The organism is Chryseobacterium balustinum (assembly GCF_900168205.1).
Taxonomy (GTDB): Bacteria; Bacteroidota; Bacteroidia; order Flavobacteriales; family Weeksellaceae; genus Chryseobacterium; species Chryseobacterium balustinum.
In genome coordinates, this window is the sequence record NZ_FUZE01000001.1 from 25,442 (window position 1) to 45,409 (window position 19,968).

The following is a 19,968-nucleotide window of genomic DNA, read 5'->3' on the forward strand; positions in this document are numbered from 1 at the left end:
GACCTATGCTTTCAAGAATTTACATTAAAAACTTTGCCCTTATTGATGCCCTCGAAGTATCTTTAAAAAATGGTTTACAGGTAATTACCGGTGAAACAGGCGCGGGTAAATCGATTATTCTCGGTGCCCTTCGATTGGTTTTGGGTGAAAGAGCAGATATAAAATCAATTTCAAAGACAGAGGAAAAAAGTATCGTTGAAACAGAATTTGAACTGAACAATCGGTTTAAAAAATTCTTTATCGAAAATGATCTCGATTATGAGCATCAGACCATTATCAGACGTGAAATTTTGCCTTCAGGAAAATCAAGAGCGTTTATCAATGATGTTCCGGTAACTTTGGATATATTGAAAGAACTGACTTCTCAGTTGATCGACATTCATTCTCAGTTTGAAACATCAAATCTTTTTACATCAGAATATCAGTTTAAAATTATCGATGGACTTTCAGATAACAAAAACCTGATTGAAAATTATCAACACGATTTTTATGAATTCCAGACTTTAAAAACTCAGCTTAAAAAGTTTCAGACTCAACTTTCAGAAAACACCAAAGAAAGCGACTATAAGCAATTTCTTTTGGGCGAACTAGAAGACCTGAAAATGGATGATGTAAATTATGCAGATTTGCAAAATCAGCTTTCTGTACAGGAAAATGCAGAAATGATTTCAGAAAATTTAAGGCAGCTTCTCTCTAGATTTCATCAGGAGGAAATAGGTATTCTTTCCTTTTTTAATGAAGCTAAATCTAAACTTTCTAAAATTGCAGAAGTTTCGACCAGCTTTGCAGAGCTTAATGATAGATTTGAAACTTCTTTTGTAGAAATTAAGGATATTCTTTCAGAATTGGAGGATGAAGCCGATACAATTGAAATTAATCCCGAAACTTTAGCCCAACTTTTAGAGTTTAACAATAAAATAAACAGCCTTTTCTTAAAACATAATGTTACTGATATTGAAGATTTAAAAGAAATCAGAGATCAGCTTTCAGGTGAACAGAAAGGAACAGCAGAAATTGAAGCGTACATCACACAAATTCTTGAAAATATTTCTAAAAAAGAAAAATCTTTGGAATTTTTAAGTCAGAAACTTTCGAAAAACAGAAAGAAAAGCATTCTTGTTTTCATTAAAAAAGCAGAAGATTTACTTAAAAAACTAGGACTTGAAAAAGCTAAAGTAGACATTGAAATTACTGAAGCTTCAGAATACAACCAGTTCGGAAAAGAAAATATTCAGTTATTATTTCAGGCGAATTCAGGATTTCCGTTAAAACCCATTCAGACTGCTATTTCAGGAGGTGAAAGATCTCGAGTAATGCTTGCTGTGAAAAAAATCATTGCTGAAAGCGACGAACTTCCCACTTTGATTTTAGATGAAATCGATACCGGAGTTTCAGGAAAAGTAGCCGAAGAAATTGGAAATCTGATGCGCGAAATGTCTGAAGATATGCAGCTGATTGTTATTTCTCATTTGGCACAGGTTGCCGCAAAAGGAAATGATAATTATAAAGTGGTAAAACACGATATTAACGGAAAAACCCAGTCAACGATTATTCCCCTTAACGATGAAGAAAAGCTAAATGAAATTGCGCAGCTTATTTCAGGAAGTAAAATCACAGAAGCCGCATTAACACAGGCAAAAGAATTGATTGGATAAATAAAATTTCACATTAAAATATAAAGACCTCTGTTTTCTCAGAGGTCTTTTTTGATTTAAATAAAATTAAAACAACCTCAGTTGCTGTTCTTTTGTGCCTGTAAAACCTTCGGTAGAAAGTTTTGGAAACTCTTTCCCGTCGAAAAACTTCTTTCTCCCTATTTTGAAAGCATTGTGAATCATTTCTGCAATATTTCCACTGCCTCTTTGTCTTTCAAAATATCTTTTATCTCCTAAATTTCCGCCACGCATAGAACGGATTAAATTTAAAACCTTCTGCGCTCTGTCCGGAAACTGAGCTTCAATCCATTTTACAAAAACGGGTTCTACCGTATCATTAAGCCTAACCAAAGTATAACCGAAACTCTGAGCTCCTGCTTCAGAAATTGTTTTTAAAATATTCAAAGGTTCATCACTATTCAGCCCTGGAATAATAGGAGCAACCATAACATGAACCGGAATATTATTGTCAGAAAGTAATTCTATCGCTTTTAGTTTATTGTTTGTCGAACTAGTCCGAGGCTCCATTTTTCTGCGCAAATCTTCATTGATTGTGGGGATGCTCAATGACACCGAAACTAAATTTTGTTCTGCCATAGGTTTCAGAATATCCAAATCCCGAAGCACCAATGCGTTTTTTGTTAAAATATTTACGGGATGTCTGTAATCAAGACAGACTTGCAGAAGTTTTCTGGTAATTTCAAATTTTCTTTCGGCGGGTTGATAACAATCGGTGTTTCCCGACATTAAAATGGGTGCCGATTTGTAGCCTCTCTTTTTGAAAAATTTTTCTAATAATTCAGGAGCATTTTTCTTGACCATGATCTTTCTTTCAAAATCAATTCCGGCGCTGTAGCCCCAATATTCATGCGTAGGTCTTGCAAAGCAATAAGAACATCCGTGCTCACAACCTTGGTAAGGATTCATAGAATATTCCATTGGCAAATCTTCGCTTTTTACCTGATTGACAATAGTTTTCGGAAACACTTCCGTGAAAGAAGTTTTAATTAATTCGAAATCTTCATCTTCAGGTTCAAAAGTAAATCTGTCGAAACGGTTGATTACATTTCGTTGAGCTCCTTGTCCTTTTATGATGTTTTCGTTCTGCATTTCTGATGTAAAATTATAACCCTTTCACTCGAAAATAATAAATTTTAACATTAAAGTTTTCCACAAAAAAAATCCAACACCAATAAAATTGGATGCTGGATTTTGAAAAAATTTATATCTATTTACTTACTTCTTACTTTAATGCGAAAAACTCAATACCATGATCGTCTTCAGCATTTTTTTTATCAAAATGTCTGTGATGATCCGAATAGTACTCGTTATATTTTTTATGTTTTTTACCTAAAATTTTCTTTACGCCTAAAAAACTTAATACTGCCAAAAGACCTACTCCTCCTGCCAGTAAAACTCCTACTTCTTTTTTCATGTTTTTTACGATTTTGTATTGTGTTATATCAAATAGTGTACCTTTTTATATTCCCGGAATAACAAATTTCGTTAATATATTTAACCGTTTTGTTAAAATCAAATTAAAATTTACATCCTCAATTATGGTTTAATAATTGTAGTAACAAAAGAAAAATATTATTATGGAACATTCAGAAAACAACGACCAAATGTCTACTCTGAGTCAGGTCATGGAAACTTTGAGAAAAAGGGGAATTCACAAAGAATTCAGAATGAACGATGAATGCCAAATGAAGTATGATAACTCTGAAAAAAACTACCTTCCCGAAGAATTATCAATTCTAAAAACTTATCGTTTTGAAGGTGACAGTAATCCAGACGATAATGTAGCTTTATATGTATTGCAGGATAATGATCAAAATTTAGGAATTATTATTGATTCTTACGGTGCAGAAAGCAATTATCCCGGTGAAGAATTCGACACCTTCCTTCGTGCAATTCCGATTCAGGAGAGCGAAGAATATTAAAATCAAACTAATTCAACATATAAAATCCCGAAATTATTCAGTTTCGGGATTTTCTTTTTTATTGAATATTTTTTTGAACAACCCTTTCTTTTCTTTCGGTTCTTCAGATTTCTTTTCCTCTTTTGATGTATTGGTTTTAGGTGAAGCTAGTTCTTTAGAGATATCTTCCTTCGCCTTTTTTACAGATTTCTTTACATCTTTCACGGTATTTACAGCTCCTTCAACAGTCTTTTTAGTTTTGTCAATATTTATTCCGATCAATGTTTTCTTTAAACCATCCTCAACCCCTTTCCAGAACATATTAAAAAATGACTTTGTAGGGTCTCTTTCCACTCCTTCTACAATAACAGATTCGGGAAGTTTCTCTGAGTCTGTTTTAATAAAGACATTCGCAACAGCACTTAAGAAACCTTTCTTTTGTTTGCTTTTCTTATCTAAAATGGAAATTTTGAGATCTTTATGCTTAAGATTAAAAGCTCCTCCTATTCCTTTTGGATTGCCTTTAAAATCAAACACCATTTCTTGTATTGTTCCCGTAGCAGAAACACTTAAATATGGAACGATAAATGAATTAAGCGCTCTAGCTGGAATATTGGCCAATCTTCCCGAAATAGAAAAACGGTCGCCAAGATCTGCCACATTGAATCCCCAATTAACAGAAAGCGGAGAGTTTTTCATAAAGTCGCAATCTATTTTTATGGCAACCTGAGTAGGCTTACCTTTCATTTTACCCGAGTTCAAATTTTTCACATTCATATTAAAATTGGTGAAGGTCAACTTACCAGGCCCTTCACTTTGTGGAGTATCTTCCTCATATTCTAAAACTGAATTTTTCAGATTAAGATGATTAATATACATCGGTATTTTTATTGATCTCAAAAGTTTCGAGTACAAAGGCTTTTCTTTTGGATCATCGGCGGGAATTTTACTTCTGAAAATGTTAGCATTAGCAGAATTTACCATAACATTGGTCGCATTGATAAATTTATTTTCAGAAAACAACTCCCAATTTCCCTGCGCCGAAATAGTATTCACTTTAATGTCGTATAAATCTCTTTCAACAGGAATCATTCGTATAAATTGTGCCCTTGAAACCAAAGGAATCATTGCAAACTGATTGATTTCAATCTTATTCTTATTTAAAGCTAAAGCACCAACATTCATCTTGTAGAATTCAGTTTTGTACACAAAGTTTTTAGTGGTTAAAGCATAATCTTTTACTTTGACAGCCATGCCGTTTTTTGCATTGTTTTCTACCAATTCAAGTTGATTGACTGTTGCATTTAAATCATTAAACGTTAATGGTTGTTTTTTGCTTTCATAAGTAATATTGGAGTTTTTAAGTGAAATTTTTCTCACCACAATCGGAAACTGAATTCCTGTGACGGCCGTTTTTTTCTTCGGAACAGCTTTTCCTGCAGTAATTTTACCGTTGAGGCCATCAATTAAAACATCTTTTACATCGAGGTTTAATTTTTTATCAACAAATTTAAAATCATTGATATTAAACTGAATCAGATCCGTTTTAAAATCCATTGCCATTTTGGGCGAGCTGGTCGGTTTTGCAACTATATTTCTTATTTGCCCACCTTTTGGGTTTAGATGAAAACTTTCAACAGAAATATCTTGTTGATCATTATAATTAATTCCTTTTCCTGCAATCTTAAAATCATTGTAAAATACCGGAATCACTTCCTGCGAACTTTCTTTGGAAAATTCTAATTTATTGATATTAACACTTAAGTCTTCAGCAAAAAACAAATCAGTTTCATTAGGTTTTACCATTTGAATTTTAGCATGATTCAATTTAATATCATCTAGATTAAGCTCAAAATTTCGCTTCTTCTCTGCTTTTTTTATTGCAGAAACTCCGGTTGTATAAATTTTCACAAAAGGATTTTGAAAATCTGCATTGGCCAGTAAAACTTTATTTTTTTTTAAAACAATATCCTTAAAATTCATTTTAGGAATACTGAATTGTAACATTTGAGTTTTTTTAGGATAAGTTTTTTTAAACTGTTCGAATGAGATAAGCGGTGTCAACTGAAAGTTTTCAACCGACATTTGTCCGTTTGCTGTTGTGATCTTATCAATTTTTATAATATAAATATCGTCGGGCTGAAAGAAAAAATCTTTCCCACGAATACTGTAACTATCAAAAATAACAGGAAGTTTATTTTCTACAGATTCTTCAGTCATCTGCAGATTTTCTACATACAGATCAAGCTCGTTTACGCCTACGAATTTCTGTTTGGTATATTTAAAAACATTGATTGTTCCTTTATTGATTCTGATATTTTCAAAATTTACAGGGTTTCTTTTTTTACCCGTTTTTTTATCGACAGGTTTTGCCAGAATAATATTAAGGTTCGGTTTTGAAAGCAATAAGTCTGAAGAACTAATTGTTTTGTTAAACAATGCATCATAAATTCCGAAACGACTGATTTTTAAAGTATCAATTGTTCCCTGAAGCCCAATAACATTAGTATTCTTGGGATCTTTATTGTTGACTGTAATTCCGGCAGCAAAGATATTTCCGGTTCCCAAATCAACATCCAGTGATTGGTATGAAACTTTATAATCTGTATTTTTTTTGATATAATCAGGAAGCTGGGTTTTGAGCCAGATATTAAGTCCGAAATTGGCGATCAGAACGAGCCCGAAAACAATTCCCAGACCTATTAAAAGCTTTTTAACCCATTTTTTTTTCATCTTAGCATGTTTTTAAGAAAGTAAATATTGACGCATTACAAATTGGTTTTCACATAAATATAATAAATCCTAAAACCATACCAAGAGATAAAATACAGCAAAAAGCTGAAGATTATTCTAATAAATCACAGCACTAAACCGTTAATTCAATCACATATCCTTCATGTCCTCTTACGTTCATAAAGTTTCCGCCTTCAAAACTCAAATACTGCCCTTTAATACCATTTAGTACCGCAGTAAACTCAGGCTTTTTATCTAAAGTAAATGAAGCAACTTTTTCAGGTTTTGAATATGGATAATCAAACTTCCACATCTCTTCACCTTCAGAATAAAATTTTTGGAAATCTTCAGGAAAATATTCTTTTATTTTCTGCTGAAAATCTACCAAATCTATTTCGTCCTCAAAATCATCCTGCAGCATTTTTCTCCAGTTGGTTTTATCGGCAAGATGCTCCTTCAGGGCAACTTCTATCATTCCGGCTTCGTAACGGTTTTCTGTTCTCGCAATCGGTAAAGCAAATGTTGCTCCCTGATCAATCCACCGTGTCGGAATTTGTGTATTTCTTGTTACTCCCACTTTCACATCGCCTGTATACGCTAAATATACGGTATGAGGCTGCAATTGGATTTGTCTTTCTATTTCTAAATCTCTTTCGCCAATTCCTAAATGTGCCGTAGAAAGTTCGGGACGAATAATCGTATCACTGGCATAAGGACTTTCGAAAAAGCAGCTTTTACAAAATCCCATTCTGTAAATCGTTTTATTTAATCCACAATTAACACATTGAAAACCGGTATGTTTTATCGTTAATTCTTTTCCGAATAACTCATTCATATGAATAAGATCACCTGAAAGATTAAGATAATATTGGATAGGTTGATCATTGAAACTTGTCATTTTCAATATTTGTCCGGAAAACTGCATTTTAAAAATTTTAATATTTAAGATATAAATGTAAACTTTTTTTCATGTATTTGAAAACTAATTCATAATTTAACTACTAATTAAAAAAACATATAAAATGAAAAAATTCTACTCTTTTTTGTCGATTCTACTGACATCTTTGCTTTTCGCGCAAACAACTATTTATTCAGAAAACTTTGGAAATCCTACAGCAACCACTTTGTTAACAGCTTATTCGGGATATCAAAACAGTAGCCCTATTGTTTATTCCGGAACCGCAGATGTAAGAACATCTACTCCATCGGAAGGGTATACCGCAGCAAGTGGAAATGGTTGTGTATTTTTAGGAAATGTAACCACACTTTCAGGAAATCCTGCAAAAACATTAATAGTAGAAGGAATAAACACCGCAAACTACACTGGTATTACAATGACACTAGGGCACCAAAAAAGCACAAATGCTGCAAACAACGAACTTACAATTGAGGTAAGCGCAGATGGTATAACTTGGGTACCTCTAACTTATACAAGACCTACAGGCACGGGAACATCTAATTGGGTTTTGATAAGTCCTGCCGGAACAATCCCTGCAACAGCCAATTTGAGAATCAGAATAACTAATGTTTTAGACTCTAATGCAGGTTTCAGAATTGACGATATAAAGCTCACAGGAACAGCTACTAGTCTGGCAATTCGCGAAAACAGTAAAAAAGAATTTAATATTTATCCGACTTCTGTTAGTCAAGGCAAAATCTTCATAACTTCCGCTAAAAATACTGATAAAAAAGTGAAAATTTTCGACCAAACAGGAAGATTAATTATGAACAAGATTATTGCAAGCGAAATAAACGTCTCTAACTTAGAGAAAGGAATTTATATTCTAAATGTTGAAGAAAGCGGAACTTCTGTATCCCAAAAAGTAATCATTAAGTAATAAAAAATTTATAATTAAAAAAAAGAATCTCAACCAAAAGCTGAGATTCTTTTTAGTTTATAGATATATTTGTAAAACAAACTTAACAAATGATTTATCTCATAACAGGAGGAAGCGGATTTATTGGTTCTCATTTGATAGAAAAATTATTGAAAGAAGGACATTCTGTCATAAACATTGACAATTTTGATAATTTTTACGATTATAAGATAAAAATTAAAAATACTTTAGATTCTATTGAAAAAAATATTGATTTTGAATTTTCTGATAAAGAAAACGATATTCAACATTTAATTTCCATTTCAAAATCAGAATACTATACTTTGTATCTTCAGGATATCAGAGATAAAAAAGGATTAGAAAAGATATTTCAAAATCATAAAATTGATGCAATCATACACTTAGCAGCACTTGCTGGCGTACGACCCTCTATTGAAAGACCTTTAGAATACGAAGAAGTTAACATTCGCGGCACAATGAATCTTTGGGAACTATGCAATCAATTTAATATTAAAAAGTTTGTTTGTGCCTCTTCATCAAGTGTGTATGGCAACAACGAAAAAACTCCATTCTCTGAAACCGATAACGTAGACCAGCCCATTTCCCCTTATGCTGCAACAAAAAAATGCGGTGAAATATTAGGTCACGTTTATCACAGTTTATACGGAATAGACATGATTCAGCTTAGATTTTTCACCGTTTATGGACCAAGACAAAGACCTGATTTAGCTATTCACAAATTCACAAAACTCATTTCAGAAAACAAAGAAATCCCTTTCTACGGTGATGGGAATACGGCTAGAGACTATACTTATGTAGATGATATTATTGAAGGAATTTTAAAATCAGCAGTGTATTTGGAGAAAAATTCAGGAATCTATGAAATTATCAATTTAGGTGAAAGCGAGGTTGTCACTTTATCTGAAATGTTGTCAGAAATTGAAAAAAATCTCAATAAAACTGCCATCAGAAAAATACTGCCACCACAACCGGGTGACGTGCAGAAAACCAGCGCAGACATTACAAAAGCTAAAAATTTAATTGGTTACAACCCCACAACAAACTTCCAAAATGGCACAAAAAAATTTGTGGAATGGTTTTTGAGAAAATGACATCAATCTACTGCGATGGCCAGTATACTGATACTCGTAGTAATATACAGATAAAATTTAACAAAAGAATTGAAAATCAAGTCATAAAAAAAGTTTATAATATAACCTATTTTTATACTTTTGCAAAAAATAATAAATTATGTACTGGACATTAGAATTAGCTTCATATTTAAGCGACGCACCTTGGCCGATGACAAAGGCAGAATTGATTGATTATGCGATCAGAACTGGTGCACCAATGGAAGTGGTAGAAAACCTTCAGGCAATTGAAGACGAAGGAGAGATTTATGATGCTATCGACGAAATTTGGAGTGACTATCCAACAGATGAAGATTATCTTTGGAACGAAGACGAATATTAATGAAAAGCATTGAGCTTTAGGTAGTATACTTAAAGCTTTTTTAAATATATAACACACACCAAAGCGTGTAATTTTAATATGCTTAAAGCAATTGGCTTTGAGCTTAAATCAAATTCTATGAGTTTTTTAAATAAAGTTCTTAAAGGGTTTTTGGGAGACAAAAAAGCGCAGGACCTAAAGGAAGTAAAAAAAGTTGTAACAAAAATCAAAGCTGTTGAGCCAAGCGTTGGAGAATTATCTGATGATGGTTTGAGAGAAAAAACTGCCGAGTTTAAATCTAAAATAAAAGAAGCGACAGCAAGTATCACAGCGCAGATAGAACAAATTAAAGAGCAGATAAAAAACTCTACCAATGTTGATGAAAAAGAAGCGCTTTTTTCTAAAACAGAAGCTTTGAAAAAAGATTCTTACGAAATTGAAGAAAAAGTTCTTTTGCAGGTTCTTCCAGAAGCCTTCGCCTTGATTAAAGAAACATCAAGAAGATGGGCGCAAAACGGGGAAATTCGTGTAACAGCAACAGATTGGGACAGAGAATTGGCTGCTGCCGGAAAAGATTTCGTTGAGATCCAGGGAAATCAGGCAGTTTGGAAAAACTCATGGAATGCAGCCGGAACACCAGTAGTCTGGGATATGGTGCATTACGATACGCAATTTATTGGTGGGGTAATTCTTCACAGCGGAAAAATCGCTGAGATGGCAACCGGTGAAGGTAAAACTTTGGTAGGAACGCTTCCTATTTACTTAAATGCTCTTCCTGAAAGAGGAGTTCACGTAGTAACGGTGAATGACTATCTTGCAAAAAGAGACTCGGCTTGGATGGGACCATTGTACCAATTCCACGGAATGGCTATCGATTGTATCGATAATCACCAACCTAACTCTGACGGAAGAAGAAAAGCATACAACTCAGATATTACTTACGGAACCAACAACGAATTTGGTTTCGATTACCTGAGAGATAACATGGTGACTTCACCTACAGAATTGGTACAGAGAGAGCTAAACTTTGCCATTGTGGATGAGGTTGACTCTGTGTTGGTAGATGATGCAAGAACACCTTTGATTATTTCTGGTCCGGTTCCTCAAGGTGACAGACAAGAATTTGATATTTTAAAGCCTTCTATCGACAGAATTGTTGAAGTACAGAAAAAAACTGTTTCTGCTATTTTTAATGAGGCTAAAAAATTAATTGCTGCAGGAAATACTAAAGAAGGAGGATTCAAATTACTTCAGGCTTACAGAGGTTTGCCTAAAAACAGACAATTAATCAAATTCTTATCAGAAAGTGGAAACCGTGCATTGCTTCAAAAAGTTGAGGCTCAATACATGGCTGATAACAACCGTGAGATGCCGATTGTAGATAAAGATTTATACTTTGTAATTGAGGAAAAGAACAATCAGGTTGACCTTACAGACAAAGGTGTTGAGTACATGTCTCAAGGAAATTCTGACAACAACTTTTTCGTTCTTCCAGATATCGGAACTGAAATCGCAGAAGTAGAAGCTAAAAATTTATCTAAAGAAGAAGAATTTGAAGCTAAAGAAAGATTATTTGCTGAATTTGCTGAAAAGTCTGAGAGAGTTCACACAATGAGCCAATTATTGAAAGCCTATACACTATTTGAAAAAGATGATGAGTATGTAGTAATCGATGGTGAGGTAAAAATTGTTGACGAACAAACAGGCCGTATTATGGAAGGCCGTCGTTATTCTGATGGTCTACACCAGGCAATTGAAGCTAAAGAAAGTGTAAAAATCGAAGCAGCTACTCAAACTTTTGCTACGGTTACACTTCAGAACTATTTCCGTATGTACAACAAACTTGCGGGGATGACGGGTACAGCAGAAACTGAAGCAGGAGAACTTTGGCAGATTTATAAATTAGACGTAGTGGTAATTCCTACCAACCGTCCGATCCAGAGAGATGATAAACAAGATTTGGTTTTCAAAACCAACAGAGAAAAATATAACGCAGTAATTGAAGAAATTGAAAGACTAACCTCTGCTGGAAGACCAGTATTGGTAGGTACAACTTCTGTTGAAATTTCACAATTACTTTCAAAAGCACTTCAGCTAAGAAAAATTCCGCACCAGGTGCTGAATGCAAAACTTCACAAAAAAGAAGCAGAAATCGTTGCAGGAGCAGGTCAGCCAGGAGTTGTAACTATTGCCACCAACATGGCAGGTCGTGGTACCGACATTAAGCTTTCTAAAGAAGTAAAAGAAGCAGGTGGTTTAGCAATTATCGGAACAGAAAGACACGATTCTAGACGTGTTGACAGACAGTTGAGAGGTAGAGCGGGACGTCAGGGAGATCCTGGAAGTTCGCAGTTCTATGTTTCTTTGGAAGACAACTTGATGCGTTTATTCGGTTCTGAAAGAATTGCAAAAATGATGGATCGAATGGGTCATAAAGAAGGTGAAGTAATTCAGCATTCTATGATCAGTAAATCTATCGAAAGAGCTCAGAAAAAAGTAGAAGAAAACAACTTCGGAACAAGAAAGAGACTTTTGGAATACGATGACGTAATGAATAAACAGCGTGACGTAATCTACAAAAGAAGAAAGAATGCTTTGTTTGGAGATCACCTGAAGTATGATATTACGAATATGATCTTTGACGTTTCTAATTCTATTGTAACCAAAGGTAAAGCTACCGGAAACTACAAAGATTTTGAATTTGAAGTGATTAAAAACTTCACGATGGAATCTCCGGTTTCTGAAAATGATTTTAAATCAAAACAAATTCCGGAACTTACCAATATCTTATTCAAAGCTGCTCAGGATGATTATAATATGAAACTGAATTTGCTTAAGGAAAAATCTTTCCCGATTATTGAGAATGTATATCAGAACCAAGGTTCTATGTTCAAAATGATTCAGGTGCCTTTCACTGACGGTGTAAAAACTTTAACCATCGTTACAGATTTGAAAGAAGCTTATGATTCACAATGCGACAGCTTAATTAATGATTTTGAAAAGAATATCACTTTATCAATCATTGATGAAAACTGGAAACTACACCTTCGTGAAATGGATGATTTGAGAAAATCTTCTCAGGGAGCTGTTTACGAACAAAAAGATCCTTTGGTAATTTATAAGCAAGAGTCTTTCCACCTTTTCAGTGAAATGGTAGATAAGATGAACAAAGAAATTATTTCGTTCTTATACAGAGGAGAAATTCCCGCATAAGAGATAAATTATAGATTTCACAAAAACCCGCCTCATTTGAAGCGGGTTTTTGTTATTTATAGAACAATACTTATTAAATAAATATGACAAATATCAATTCATTATCTTATTTAGAATAATTAAAAAGAATATATTTGCAAAAAAAATTAGGTATTACATGAATAAATTATTGATCTCTGCTTCGTTATTGGCATCTGTATTTGCTTTTGCTCAAGAGAAAAAAGATTCTGTCAACTCAAAAAATATAGAAGAAGTAATCATCAGTTCCGTACTTAAAAAAGATTCAGAATACACCAACAAAATGCCTCTAAAGGCAATAGAAAATCCACAGTTATTTTCTACGGTAGACAAAATATTTTTTGAGAATCAAATGATTTACACAGTAGATGATGCCTACAGAAATGTTACAGGTATTCAGAAAATGTGGAGTGCAACAAATAGAGCCGGAGATGGAGGGGCATATATTGCTTTGAGAGGTTTTGTCTCGAATAATTCTCTAAGAAACGGTTTAGTTGCCCCAGTAACAACATCTATTGATGCTGTAAATGTTGAAAAGTTAGAAGTTTTAAAAGGACCCTCTGCAACATTATACGGAAGCAATGTTACCTCTTACGGTGGAGCTGTTAATAGAGTTACAAAAAAACCTTATGATAGGTTTGGAGGTAATATATCTTTAACAGGCGGAAGCTACAATTATTATAGAGCACAAGCCGATGTAAATGCACCTCTTACAAAAGATAATAAGCTTTTATTTCGTTTAAATACTGCATATACCAACTCAGGAACTTTCCAAAAGACAGATGCAAAAAATACTTATTTTGCATTTACACCATCATTGCTTTATAAGGTAAATGACAAATTAGATATTAGCTTAGAATATGAAATGTTTGACACCAGAGCTACACCGGAACAATCTTTTTTCTATCTATCAAAAGCTACAACTGGAGTTGATAATGCAAAAGATTTAGAAAAATTAGGATTAGATTATAAACAATCCTATTTTGGAGACGGAATGTATACCACTTCAAAAGTAAGAAATCTTTTAGGGCAGGTGAATTACAAAATCAATGAGAACATTCGTTCATCTACAAATGTAAGTACAGCTTATACATTTTCCGATGGTTACAACCCCTATTTTACGGCATCTTTGAATCTTTTAGACAATCAAATTTATGTAGGAAGAGCAGATCAGTCTACTGATAATAGTAAGAAAACATATTTCCAAGTTCAACAAAATTTCAACTTTGACTATAAATTCGGAAACGACATGCGTAATAGAACTGTTGTTGGGTTTGATTATATGAATATTAAAAACAAATTACAATACCTATATCTTTCACAGGGTTTTTTAGATTCTGTTCCAGCAAACGGATATGATTATGCTGGTACATTTAATTCAAATACTTTAGCCCAGGCTTATCAAAATTTACCTAGCAGTACTTATAATCAGTACGATGAACAAAATACTTACAGTGGTTATATTGCCAATGTATTTACTCCAATTTCAGGTTTAAATATTATGGCAGGTCTTCGTTACGAAAGTAACGAGTTTCAAGGTGGAACATTATGGATAAATACTTTACCGGACTATAATCAATCTGCATTTTCTCCTAAAGCTGGTGTCGTATATGAAATTATAAAAGATAAATTCTCAGTTTTTGGAAATTATCAAAATAGTTTTAAGAGCAACGGTTACTATATTTCAGATAATACCGGAGCCACAAGTTTATCCAATCCTGAAAGAGCTAATCAGTTTGAAGGAGGTTTCAAAGGAAGTATCTTTAAAGGTAAAGTAAATGCTACTTTAAGCTATTATAACATCAAAGTAAAAAATACAATATTACCAACAACTCAACCAGTATTAGATGGTAGCGGAGTGGCAATTCCGTTCACTTTTGTACAGGATCAGGCTGGAAAATTAAGTAGTGAAGGTGTTGAATTAGAAGTAAATGCTTATTTATTAAAAGGTTTATCTTTAGTAGGAGGTGTAAGCTATAATGATTCAAAATTCATCGAGTCTGCTCCTGAAACAAAAGGAAGAAGACCAGGAACAGCAGGCTCACCTTGGTTGGCAAGTCTATATGCAAGTTACCAGATTCTTGATGGTAAGCTAAAAGGATTAGGTTTTGGTCTTGGAGGAAACTATGCAAACGATCATAGAGAAATCAATAACAATATTATTCAAAACGGTGTTGTTACAGGTGAAAGCATTTTCATTCTTCCAAAATATTTGGTATTAAACGCAAGTGTATTCTATGATACTAAGAAATATAGAATCGGAGTAAAAGTTGACAACTTTACTAATCAACATTATTGGGTAGGATTTACAACCGCAAATCCTCAGCAATTAATCAATGCTTTAGGAAGCTTTACTTACAAATTTTAATTAAATTTTAAAAAACACTGCCAAACTGCCATGTAGTTTGGCAGATTTATTTAGATTAAAGCTTTCATTATCATTAATTTATAATTAATCTAAATAAAAACAGAAAGCCTTATATTTGCGCTCTCTTAAAATTTCATGAAAAAAAAACATCATCCTAAAAAGAAACCGAGCGTCTATAAAAAATGGGCGGGTAAACTGCACCTTTGGTTTGGCTTATCAGTAGGACTCATTGTTTTCATTGTTTCTTTATCGGGAACGATGTATGTTTTTAAAGACGAAATTCAAAATCAGCTAAGGAAAGATGCTATTTCTGTAAAAACAGAAACAGTTACTCAGTTACCTTTATCTATTGAAGTTTTAAAAGAAAAAATCACTTTAGAACTGAATGAGAAATATCCGGTGAGCGCAGTTGAAATTCCTTTAGATAAAAGTAAATCTTACAAATTTATTTTTTATGAAAAAGATAAAAAAGCCTGGAACTATTTTGATGAAGTAAAGATTAATAAACTTATCTATGTTAATCAATATAATGGAAATATTTTAGGTATTTATAATGAAAAGTATGACCTCTTCCCTATTCTGAAATCTATTCACTGGAGTTTACTCTTAAAAGCAGACTGGGGAAAATATGTAGTCGGAATTCCGGTTGTTTTATTTATCATTATGCTCATTACAGGAATTATCCTTTGGTGGCCCAAAAACAAGAAAATGCGGAAAGGTCGTTTTTCATTCGACTGGAAAAACGTAAAAACATGGAAGCGAAAAAATTATGACCTTCACAATGTCCTAGGATTTTATGCTTCGTTTATCGCTTTATTAATGAGTCTTTCAGGGTTATATTTTGCTTATCCGTGGGTGAAAAATGCATTTAATTTCACATTATCCGGTTCGTTAGAACTTCCAAAAGAAAAAACAATTAGATCACCGGACTCACTTTTAGCAAAAAACAATTCGGTTTTTGATCTTACCATTCCTCAAACACAAAAATTATATTCTGAATCTTCAAGCTTTAGAATTCCATTAAACGGAAAAAATAAAAAAGGAAAAGAACTAGAAAACATTCCCGTTACCGTGTATGGTAAAGACGGAAGATATAGCGAACGAAACCAGCTGTTCTACGATAAATATTCGGGAAAACTATTATCAAATAAACCTCATCAAAAATTAACAAACGCTGAAAAATATGCCAATGCCAATTATGACGTACATGTAGGATCATACTTCGGAATTTTCGGTAAAATCCTTTGGTTTTTAACAGGATTGGTATGCGCTTCATTACCGGTAACCGGTTTTTTGGTATGGTGGGGAAAACGTAAAAAACAAGGAAAGAAAACAGTATGAAAAAGGCTCTTTTATCAGTAGCTTGTCTTAGCACAGTCGCAGTTTTTGCACAGGAAACAGACAGTTTAAAAGTAAAAAATGTAGATGAAGTGGTTCTTACAGCTTCCAGAAAAAAGGAAAGCATTAAAGAAATACCAAGTTCTATTACCATTGTTAGCGAAAAACAGATTCAGTCGCAATTGACTGTTAATTCAGATATTTCTAATATTCTGCAATATACCGTACCGAGTTTAGGACCGAGTTCCGGGCAGACTTCCAATTCCGGACAGACTTTAAGAGGTCGTCAGGTTTTGGTGCTGATCGACGGAATTCCACAATCTACACCGCTAAGAAACGGTGCAAGAGACATTAAATCTATCGATCCTTCGGCTATAGAAAGAATTGAAGTAATCAAAGGAGCTTCATCGATCTACGGAAACGGCGCAGATGGTGGGATCATCAACTATATCACCAAAAGAAACAAAACAGATAAAAAAATATCGGGGATTTCTCAGGTGGGGATTACCGGACAACCTTATGGTGGAACTTTAGGCTTCAGAGCTAGTCAACTTCTATCAGGTAAGATAAAAAAGTTCGATTATGTAGCGTCTTTGGCTTATGAGAGAACCGGTGATGCAAAAGACGGTGACGGTGTATTGCTAAGCCCGACTTACAGCACCGCACAAATGAACAATTACAACGGGTTACTGAAGTTGGGTTATGATATTAATGATGACCAAAGAATCGAAGTTTCTTACATGGGGTATGCATCAAAATCTGATTTGAATTTAGGCATAAAAACCGGAAAATACGGCGTTACTCCGACCATAGGAGAAGGGGAAGGCAAAAGTCTGGAAACCACTCCACAAGGAACGCCTCGTAATCATAATTACAGAATAAATTACGACAACAAAAACCTTTTTTGGGGTTCTACAGCTCTTAATGTTAATGCTTATATGCAAGACTTCAGAACGGTTTACGGGTATAGCGATACTTTTTTCGGAGGCGGACAGTCTAATATTATTTCTAAAAAAATGGGAGCCAGAATTAATTTTGATACTCAACTTTGGTCCGCCGCCAATTCTCAGGCAGAAGTTATTTATGGTCTTGATCTCCTCAACGATAAAACCGTACAAAAACTTGAAGACGGAAGATACTGGACTCCGGATATGGATATGATCAACACCGCTCCTTTCCTTTTACTGAAAATTGATTTACTAAAAAAATTAACGATAAAAGGAGGACTGAGATACGAAAATATGACGGTAAATGTAGGAGACTTCAACACGCTTTCTTCAGTAAAAAGTGACGGAACCTTCACTCAAAGTATTTTTGTAACCGGTGGAGACTTAAAATACAACGCTTTGGTAGGGAATATTGGTCTTCGTTATAATATCAATAATCAAATTAATCTTTTTGGAAGCTTCTCTCAGTCGTACTCTATCAACGAAATCGGAAGAATTTTAAGAACATCTACACAAAGTAACCTTGCCCAAATAGAAGCCAAGCCAATTATTGTAAACAATTATGAATTGGGTGCAACGGGACAGATTTCTAATTGGTTGAATTATGAAGTAACATCTTATGTGAGTACTTCAAAATTGGGAGCTTCTTTTGTTCAAGGTCCAGACCGATCTTTTACCATTCAAAGATCTCCTGAAGTGGTGTATGGTGTAGAAGGTTTCTTGCATTTCACACCAGCAAAGTGGATTAATTTTGGTGGAAGTTACAGCTGGTTAGAAGGCATTACTTCGCTTAAAGATGATGGTGATTACTCAGCAAAAGTAAATAACAGCAGAATTGCTGCACCAAAAGTTTTAGCATACATTCAGGTGAAACCTACCGAATCGCTTTCTTTAGGACTTGATATGCTTCATTCTTTCGAGCAAGACAGATTCAGCCCTAATTCAAAAACAGGCTTGTATGCATATGGTGAAGGAAGAGTTCCGGAATACACGATAATTAATTTTAAATCTAATTATGAAATCAATCAAAACTGGAAACTTTCTTTAGGGATAGAAAACCTCTTCAACACGACTTATCAGCCTGCTATTGCATGGTGGAACGCCAGAGATTCTGAATTTGTAAACGCTTTGGGAATGAGAGGAACCTTAATGATCGAATACAAATTTTAATTAATCTAAATAAAAACTTGTTTTATATTTGCACATTGCATTTTCTATGAAGAAAAAACACCACCCTAAAAAGAAACCAAGTATTTTCAAAAAATGGACAGGCAAACTGCATCTGTGGTTTGGTCTTTCCATCGGTTTAATTATATTTATTGTTTCAATTACCGGAACTTTATTTGTATTTAAAGATGAGGTTGAGAATTTCACCCGTAAAGATGTTATCTATCACAACGAGCAAAATATTGCGCAAAAACAGGTTTTGCCAATTCGTGTTTTAGAAAAATCGGTGGATGCACAGCTTCAGGAAAAATATAAAATCCATTGGGTGAATGTTCCTATCGATAAGAAAATGTCTTATCAGTTTTACTGGTATGAGCACAACACCGAAGCCTGGAATTATTTTGATGAATTTCCTATTTATAAAGTAGCGTATGTGAATCCTTACACTGGAAAAGTACTGAGAACTTATGATGAGAAAAACGGTTTTTTCAGCATTGTAAAATCAATTCACTGGAGCTTTTTATTAAAACAGGACTGGGGAAAATATGTGGTAGGAATTCCGGTAATTATCTTCGTCATCATGCTGATTTCAGGAATTATTTTGTGGTGGCCTAAAAATAAAGCTGCCCGAAAACAACGCTTTTCATTCAAATGGAAAAACATCAAAAGCTGGAAAAGGAAGAATTATGACCTTCATAATATCTTAGGTTTTTATGCTTCAATTTTTGCTTTAATTTTTTCGATTACAGGTTTATTTTATGCCTTCTTTGTCGTACAGGCGATGATCTATTTTGTTTTCTCCGGAGGAAATACGGTATATCCCGATTTCTCGCACATTACCACCAAAGCACCGATTGAGCAAAGAAGTGAGACAACTTTAGATAAAGTCATTCACACGGTTCAGGCAAAATATCCTAACTCTTTCGGGTTTGCAATCGATCTTGGACATCCGCACATGGATGATCATGAGCATCCCAATTTCTCTGTTTTCGTAAAGCATCTTTCTTATTCTTATCATAAAAACAGCAGTTTAATTTTTGATGAAAATTCGGGTGAGCTTTTGCACACGTACAATCATGAAGATAAAAATTTTGGTGAAAAAACGGTTGCTGCCAATTATGATATTCACGTAGGATCTATTTTAGGATTACCCACTAAAATCATTGCATTTATTGTCAGTTTGATTTGTGCTTCACTTCCCGTAACGGGCTTTTTAGTTTGGTGGGGAAGAAGAAAAAAGACTAAAAAAGCAGTCTGACTTTTCAAATAACTTGGGTTTAATAACTATTAATACAATCTTTTTTATAAATTTATTGC

The 19,968-nt window shown here is 33.9% G+C and carries 14 protein-coding genes; 10 read left to right on the forward strand and 4 right to left on the reverse strand.

Annotated features, from left to right (window positions below; all coding sequences use genetic code 11):
- Positions 1 to 5: 5 nt before the first annotated feature.
- Entirely contained in the window at positions 6 to 1,655 is a 1,650-nt protein-coding gene (locus B5X64_RS00150; protein WP_079463346.1) for a DNA repair protein RecN, read from the forward strand.
- 66 nt (positions 1,656 to 1,721) lie between these two features.
- Here the strand turns inward: B5X64_RS00150 and B5X64_RS00155 are convergent, their stop codons facing one another.
- Positions 1,722 to 2,765 carry a PA0069 family radical SAM protein gene (locus tag B5X64_RS00155; protein WP_079463347.1) on the reverse strand — a complete coding sequence of 348 codons (1,044 nt, stop codon included), beginning with the start codon at positions 2,763 to 2,765 and terminating at the stop codon, positions 1,722 to 1,724.
- Positions 2,766 to 2,898: 133 nt separating this feature from the next.
- Positions 2,899 to 3,090 carry a hypothetical protein gene (locus tag B5X64_RS00160; protein ID WP_079463348.1) on the reverse strand — a complete coding sequence of 64 codons (192 nt, stop codon included), beginning with the start codon at positions 3,088 to 3,090 and terminating at the stop codon, positions 2,899 to 2,901.
- 163 nt (positions 3,091 to 3,253) lie between these two features.
- On the opposite strand from B5X64_RS00160, the gene B5X64_RS00165 reads away from it, so the two are divergent.
- Positions 3,254 to 3,598, forward strand: coding sequence for a hypothetical protein (locus tag B5X64_RS00165; RefSeq protein ID WP_079463349.1), 345 nt, complete (start codon positions 3,254 to 3,256; stop codon positions 3,596 to 3,598).
- Positions 3,599 to 3,631: 33 nt separating this feature from the next.
- Here the strand turns inward: B5X64_RS00165 and B5X64_RS00170 are convergent, their stop codons facing one another.
- Both B5X64_RS00170 and B5X64_RS00175 read right to left on the reverse strand, forming a co-directional pair.
- A complete protein-coding gene (locus B5X64_RS00170; RefSeq protein WP_079463350.1) occupies positions 3,632 to 6,310 on the reverse strand; it encodes an AsmA family protein in 2,679 nt (892 codons plus the stop codon).
- Between the two features lie 133 nt (positions 6,311 to 6,443).
- Positions 6,444 to 7,235 carry a DUF2797 domain-containing protein gene (locus B5X64_RS00175; RefSeq protein ID WP_079463351.1) on the reverse strand — a complete coding sequence of 264 codons (792 nt, stop codon included), beginning with the start codon at positions 7,233 to 7,235 and terminating at the stop codon, positions 6,444 to 6,446.
- A 97-nt stretch (positions 7,236 to 7,332) separates the two neighbouring features.
- On the opposite strand from B5X64_RS00175, the gene B5X64_RS00180 reads away from it, so the two are divergent.
- The 8 genes from B5X64_RS00180 to B5X64_RS00215 all read left to right on the forward strand — a co-directional run bounded on the left by B5X64_RS00180 (position 7,333) and on the right by B5X64_RS00215 (position 19,909).
- Positions 7,333 to 8,148 (forward strand): T9SS type A sorting domain-containing protein, encoded by an 816-nt coding sequence (locus B5X64_RS00180; RefSeq protein ID WP_079463352.1) that lies wholly within the window; start codon positions 7,333 to 7,335, stop codon positions 8,146 to 8,148.
- Positions 8,149 to 8,237: 89 nt separating this feature from the next.
- Complete coding sequence (locus B5X64_RS00185; protein ID WP_079463353.1) at positions 8,238 to 9,260, forward strand: GDP-mannose 4,6-dehydratase; 1,023 nt, start codon at positions 8,238 to 8,240, stop codon at positions 9,258 to 9,260.
- A gap of 139 nt (positions 9,261 to 9,399) precedes the next feature.
- Positions 9,400 to 9,621 (forward strand): DUF2795 domain-containing protein, encoded by a 222-nt coding sequence (locus B5X64_RS00190; protein ID WP_027382805.1) that lies wholly within the window; start codon positions 9,400 to 9,402, stop codon positions 9,619 to 9,621.
- Positions 9,622 to 9,738: 117 nt separating this feature from the next.
- Positions 9,739 to 12,813: a preprotein translocase subunit SecA gene (gene secA / locus B5X64_RS00195; RefSeq protein ID WP_079463927.1), complete on the forward strand. Its 3,075-nt coding sequence runs from the start codon at positions 9,739 to 9,741 to the stop codon at positions 12,811 to 12,813.
- 157 nt (positions 12,814 to 12,970) lie between these two features.
- Positions 12,971 to 15,199 carry a TonB-dependent siderophore receptor gene (locus B5X64_RS00200; RefSeq protein WP_079463354.1) on the forward strand — a complete coding sequence of 743 codons (2,229 nt, stop codon included), beginning with the start codon at positions 12,971 to 12,973 and terminating at the stop codon, positions 15,197 to 15,199.
- Between the two features lie 135 nt (positions 15,200 to 15,334).
- On the forward strand, positions 15,335 to 16,540 hold the full coding sequence (locus B5X64_RS00205) for a PepSY-associated TM helix domain-containing protein (protein ID WP_079463355.1): 1,206 nt from the start codon (positions 15,335 to 15,337) through the stop codon (positions 16,538 to 16,540).
- On the forward strand, positions 16,537 to 18,654 hold the full coding sequence (locus B5X64_RS00210) for a TonB-dependent receptor (protein ID WP_079463356.1): 2,118 nt from the start codon (positions 16,537 to 16,539) through the stop codon (positions 18,652 to 18,654). Before B5X64_RS00205 ends, B5X64_RS00210 begins: the two co-directional genes overlap by 4 nt.
- Positions 18,655 to 18,700: 46 nt before the next feature.
- Positions 18,701 to 19,909, forward strand: coding sequence for a PepSY-associated TM helix domain-containing protein (locus B5X64_RS00215; RefSeq protein ID WP_079463357.1), 1,209 nt, complete (start codon positions 18,701 to 18,703; stop codon positions 19,907 to 19,909).
- The last annotated feature ends 59 nt before the right edge of the window (positions 19,910 to 19,968 follow it).

Coding starts and splice junctions, on each gene's coding strand:
- B5X64_RS00150 (WP_079463346.1), top strand. CDS start 6: ATGCTTTCAAGAATTTACATTAAAAACTTTGCCCTTATTGATGCCCTC.
- B5X64_RS00155 (WP_079463347.1), bottom strand. CDS start 2,765: ATGCAGAACGAAAACATCATAAAAGGACAAGGAGCTCAACGAAATGTA.
- B5X64_RS00160 (WP_079463348.1), bottom strand. CDS start 3,090: ATGAAAAAAGAAGTAGGAGTTTTACTGGCAGGAGGAGTAGGTCTTTTG.
- B5X64_RS00165 (WP_079463349.1), top strand. CDS start 3,254: ATGGAACATTCAGAAAACAACGACCAAATGTCTACTCTGAGTCAGGTC.
- B5X64_RS00170 (WP_079463350.1), bottom strand. CDS start 6,310: ATGAAAAAAAAATGGGTTAAAAAGCTTTTAATAGGTCTGGGAATTGTT.
- B5X64_RS00175 (WP_079463351.1), bottom strand. CDS start 7,235: ATGCAGTTTTCCGGACAAATATTGAAAATGACAAGTTTCAATGATCAA.
- B5X64_RS00180 (WP_079463352.1), top strand. CDS start 7,333: ATGAAAAAATTCTACTCTTTTTTGTCGATTCTACTGACATCTTTGCTT.
- B5X64_RS00185 (WP_079463353.1), top strand. CDS start 8,238: ATGATTTATCTCATAACAGGAGGAAGCGGATTTATTGGTTCTCATTTG.
- B5X64_RS00190 (WP_027382805.1), top strand. CDS start 9,400: ATGTACTGGACATTAGAATTAGCTTCATATTTAAGCGACGCACCTTGG.
- secA (WP_079463927.1), top strand. CDS start 9,739: ATGAGTTTTTTAAATAAAGTTCTTAAAGGGTTTTTGGGAGACAAAAAA.
- B5X64_RS00200 (WP_079463354.1), top strand. CDS start 12,971: ATGAATAAATTATTGATCTCTGCTTCGTTATTGGCATCTGTATTTGCT.
- B5X64_RS00205 (WP_079463355.1), top strand. CDS start 15,335: ATGAAAAAAAAACATCATCCTAAAAAGAAACCGAGCGTCTATAAAAAA.
- B5X64_RS00210 (WP_079463356.1), top strand. CDS start 16,537: ATGAAAAAGGCTCTTTTATCAGTAGCTTGTCTTAGCACAGTCGCAGTT.
- B5X64_RS00215 (WP_079463357.1), top strand. CDS start 18,701: ATGAAGAAAAAACACCACCCTAAAAAGAAACCAAGTATTTTCAAAAAA.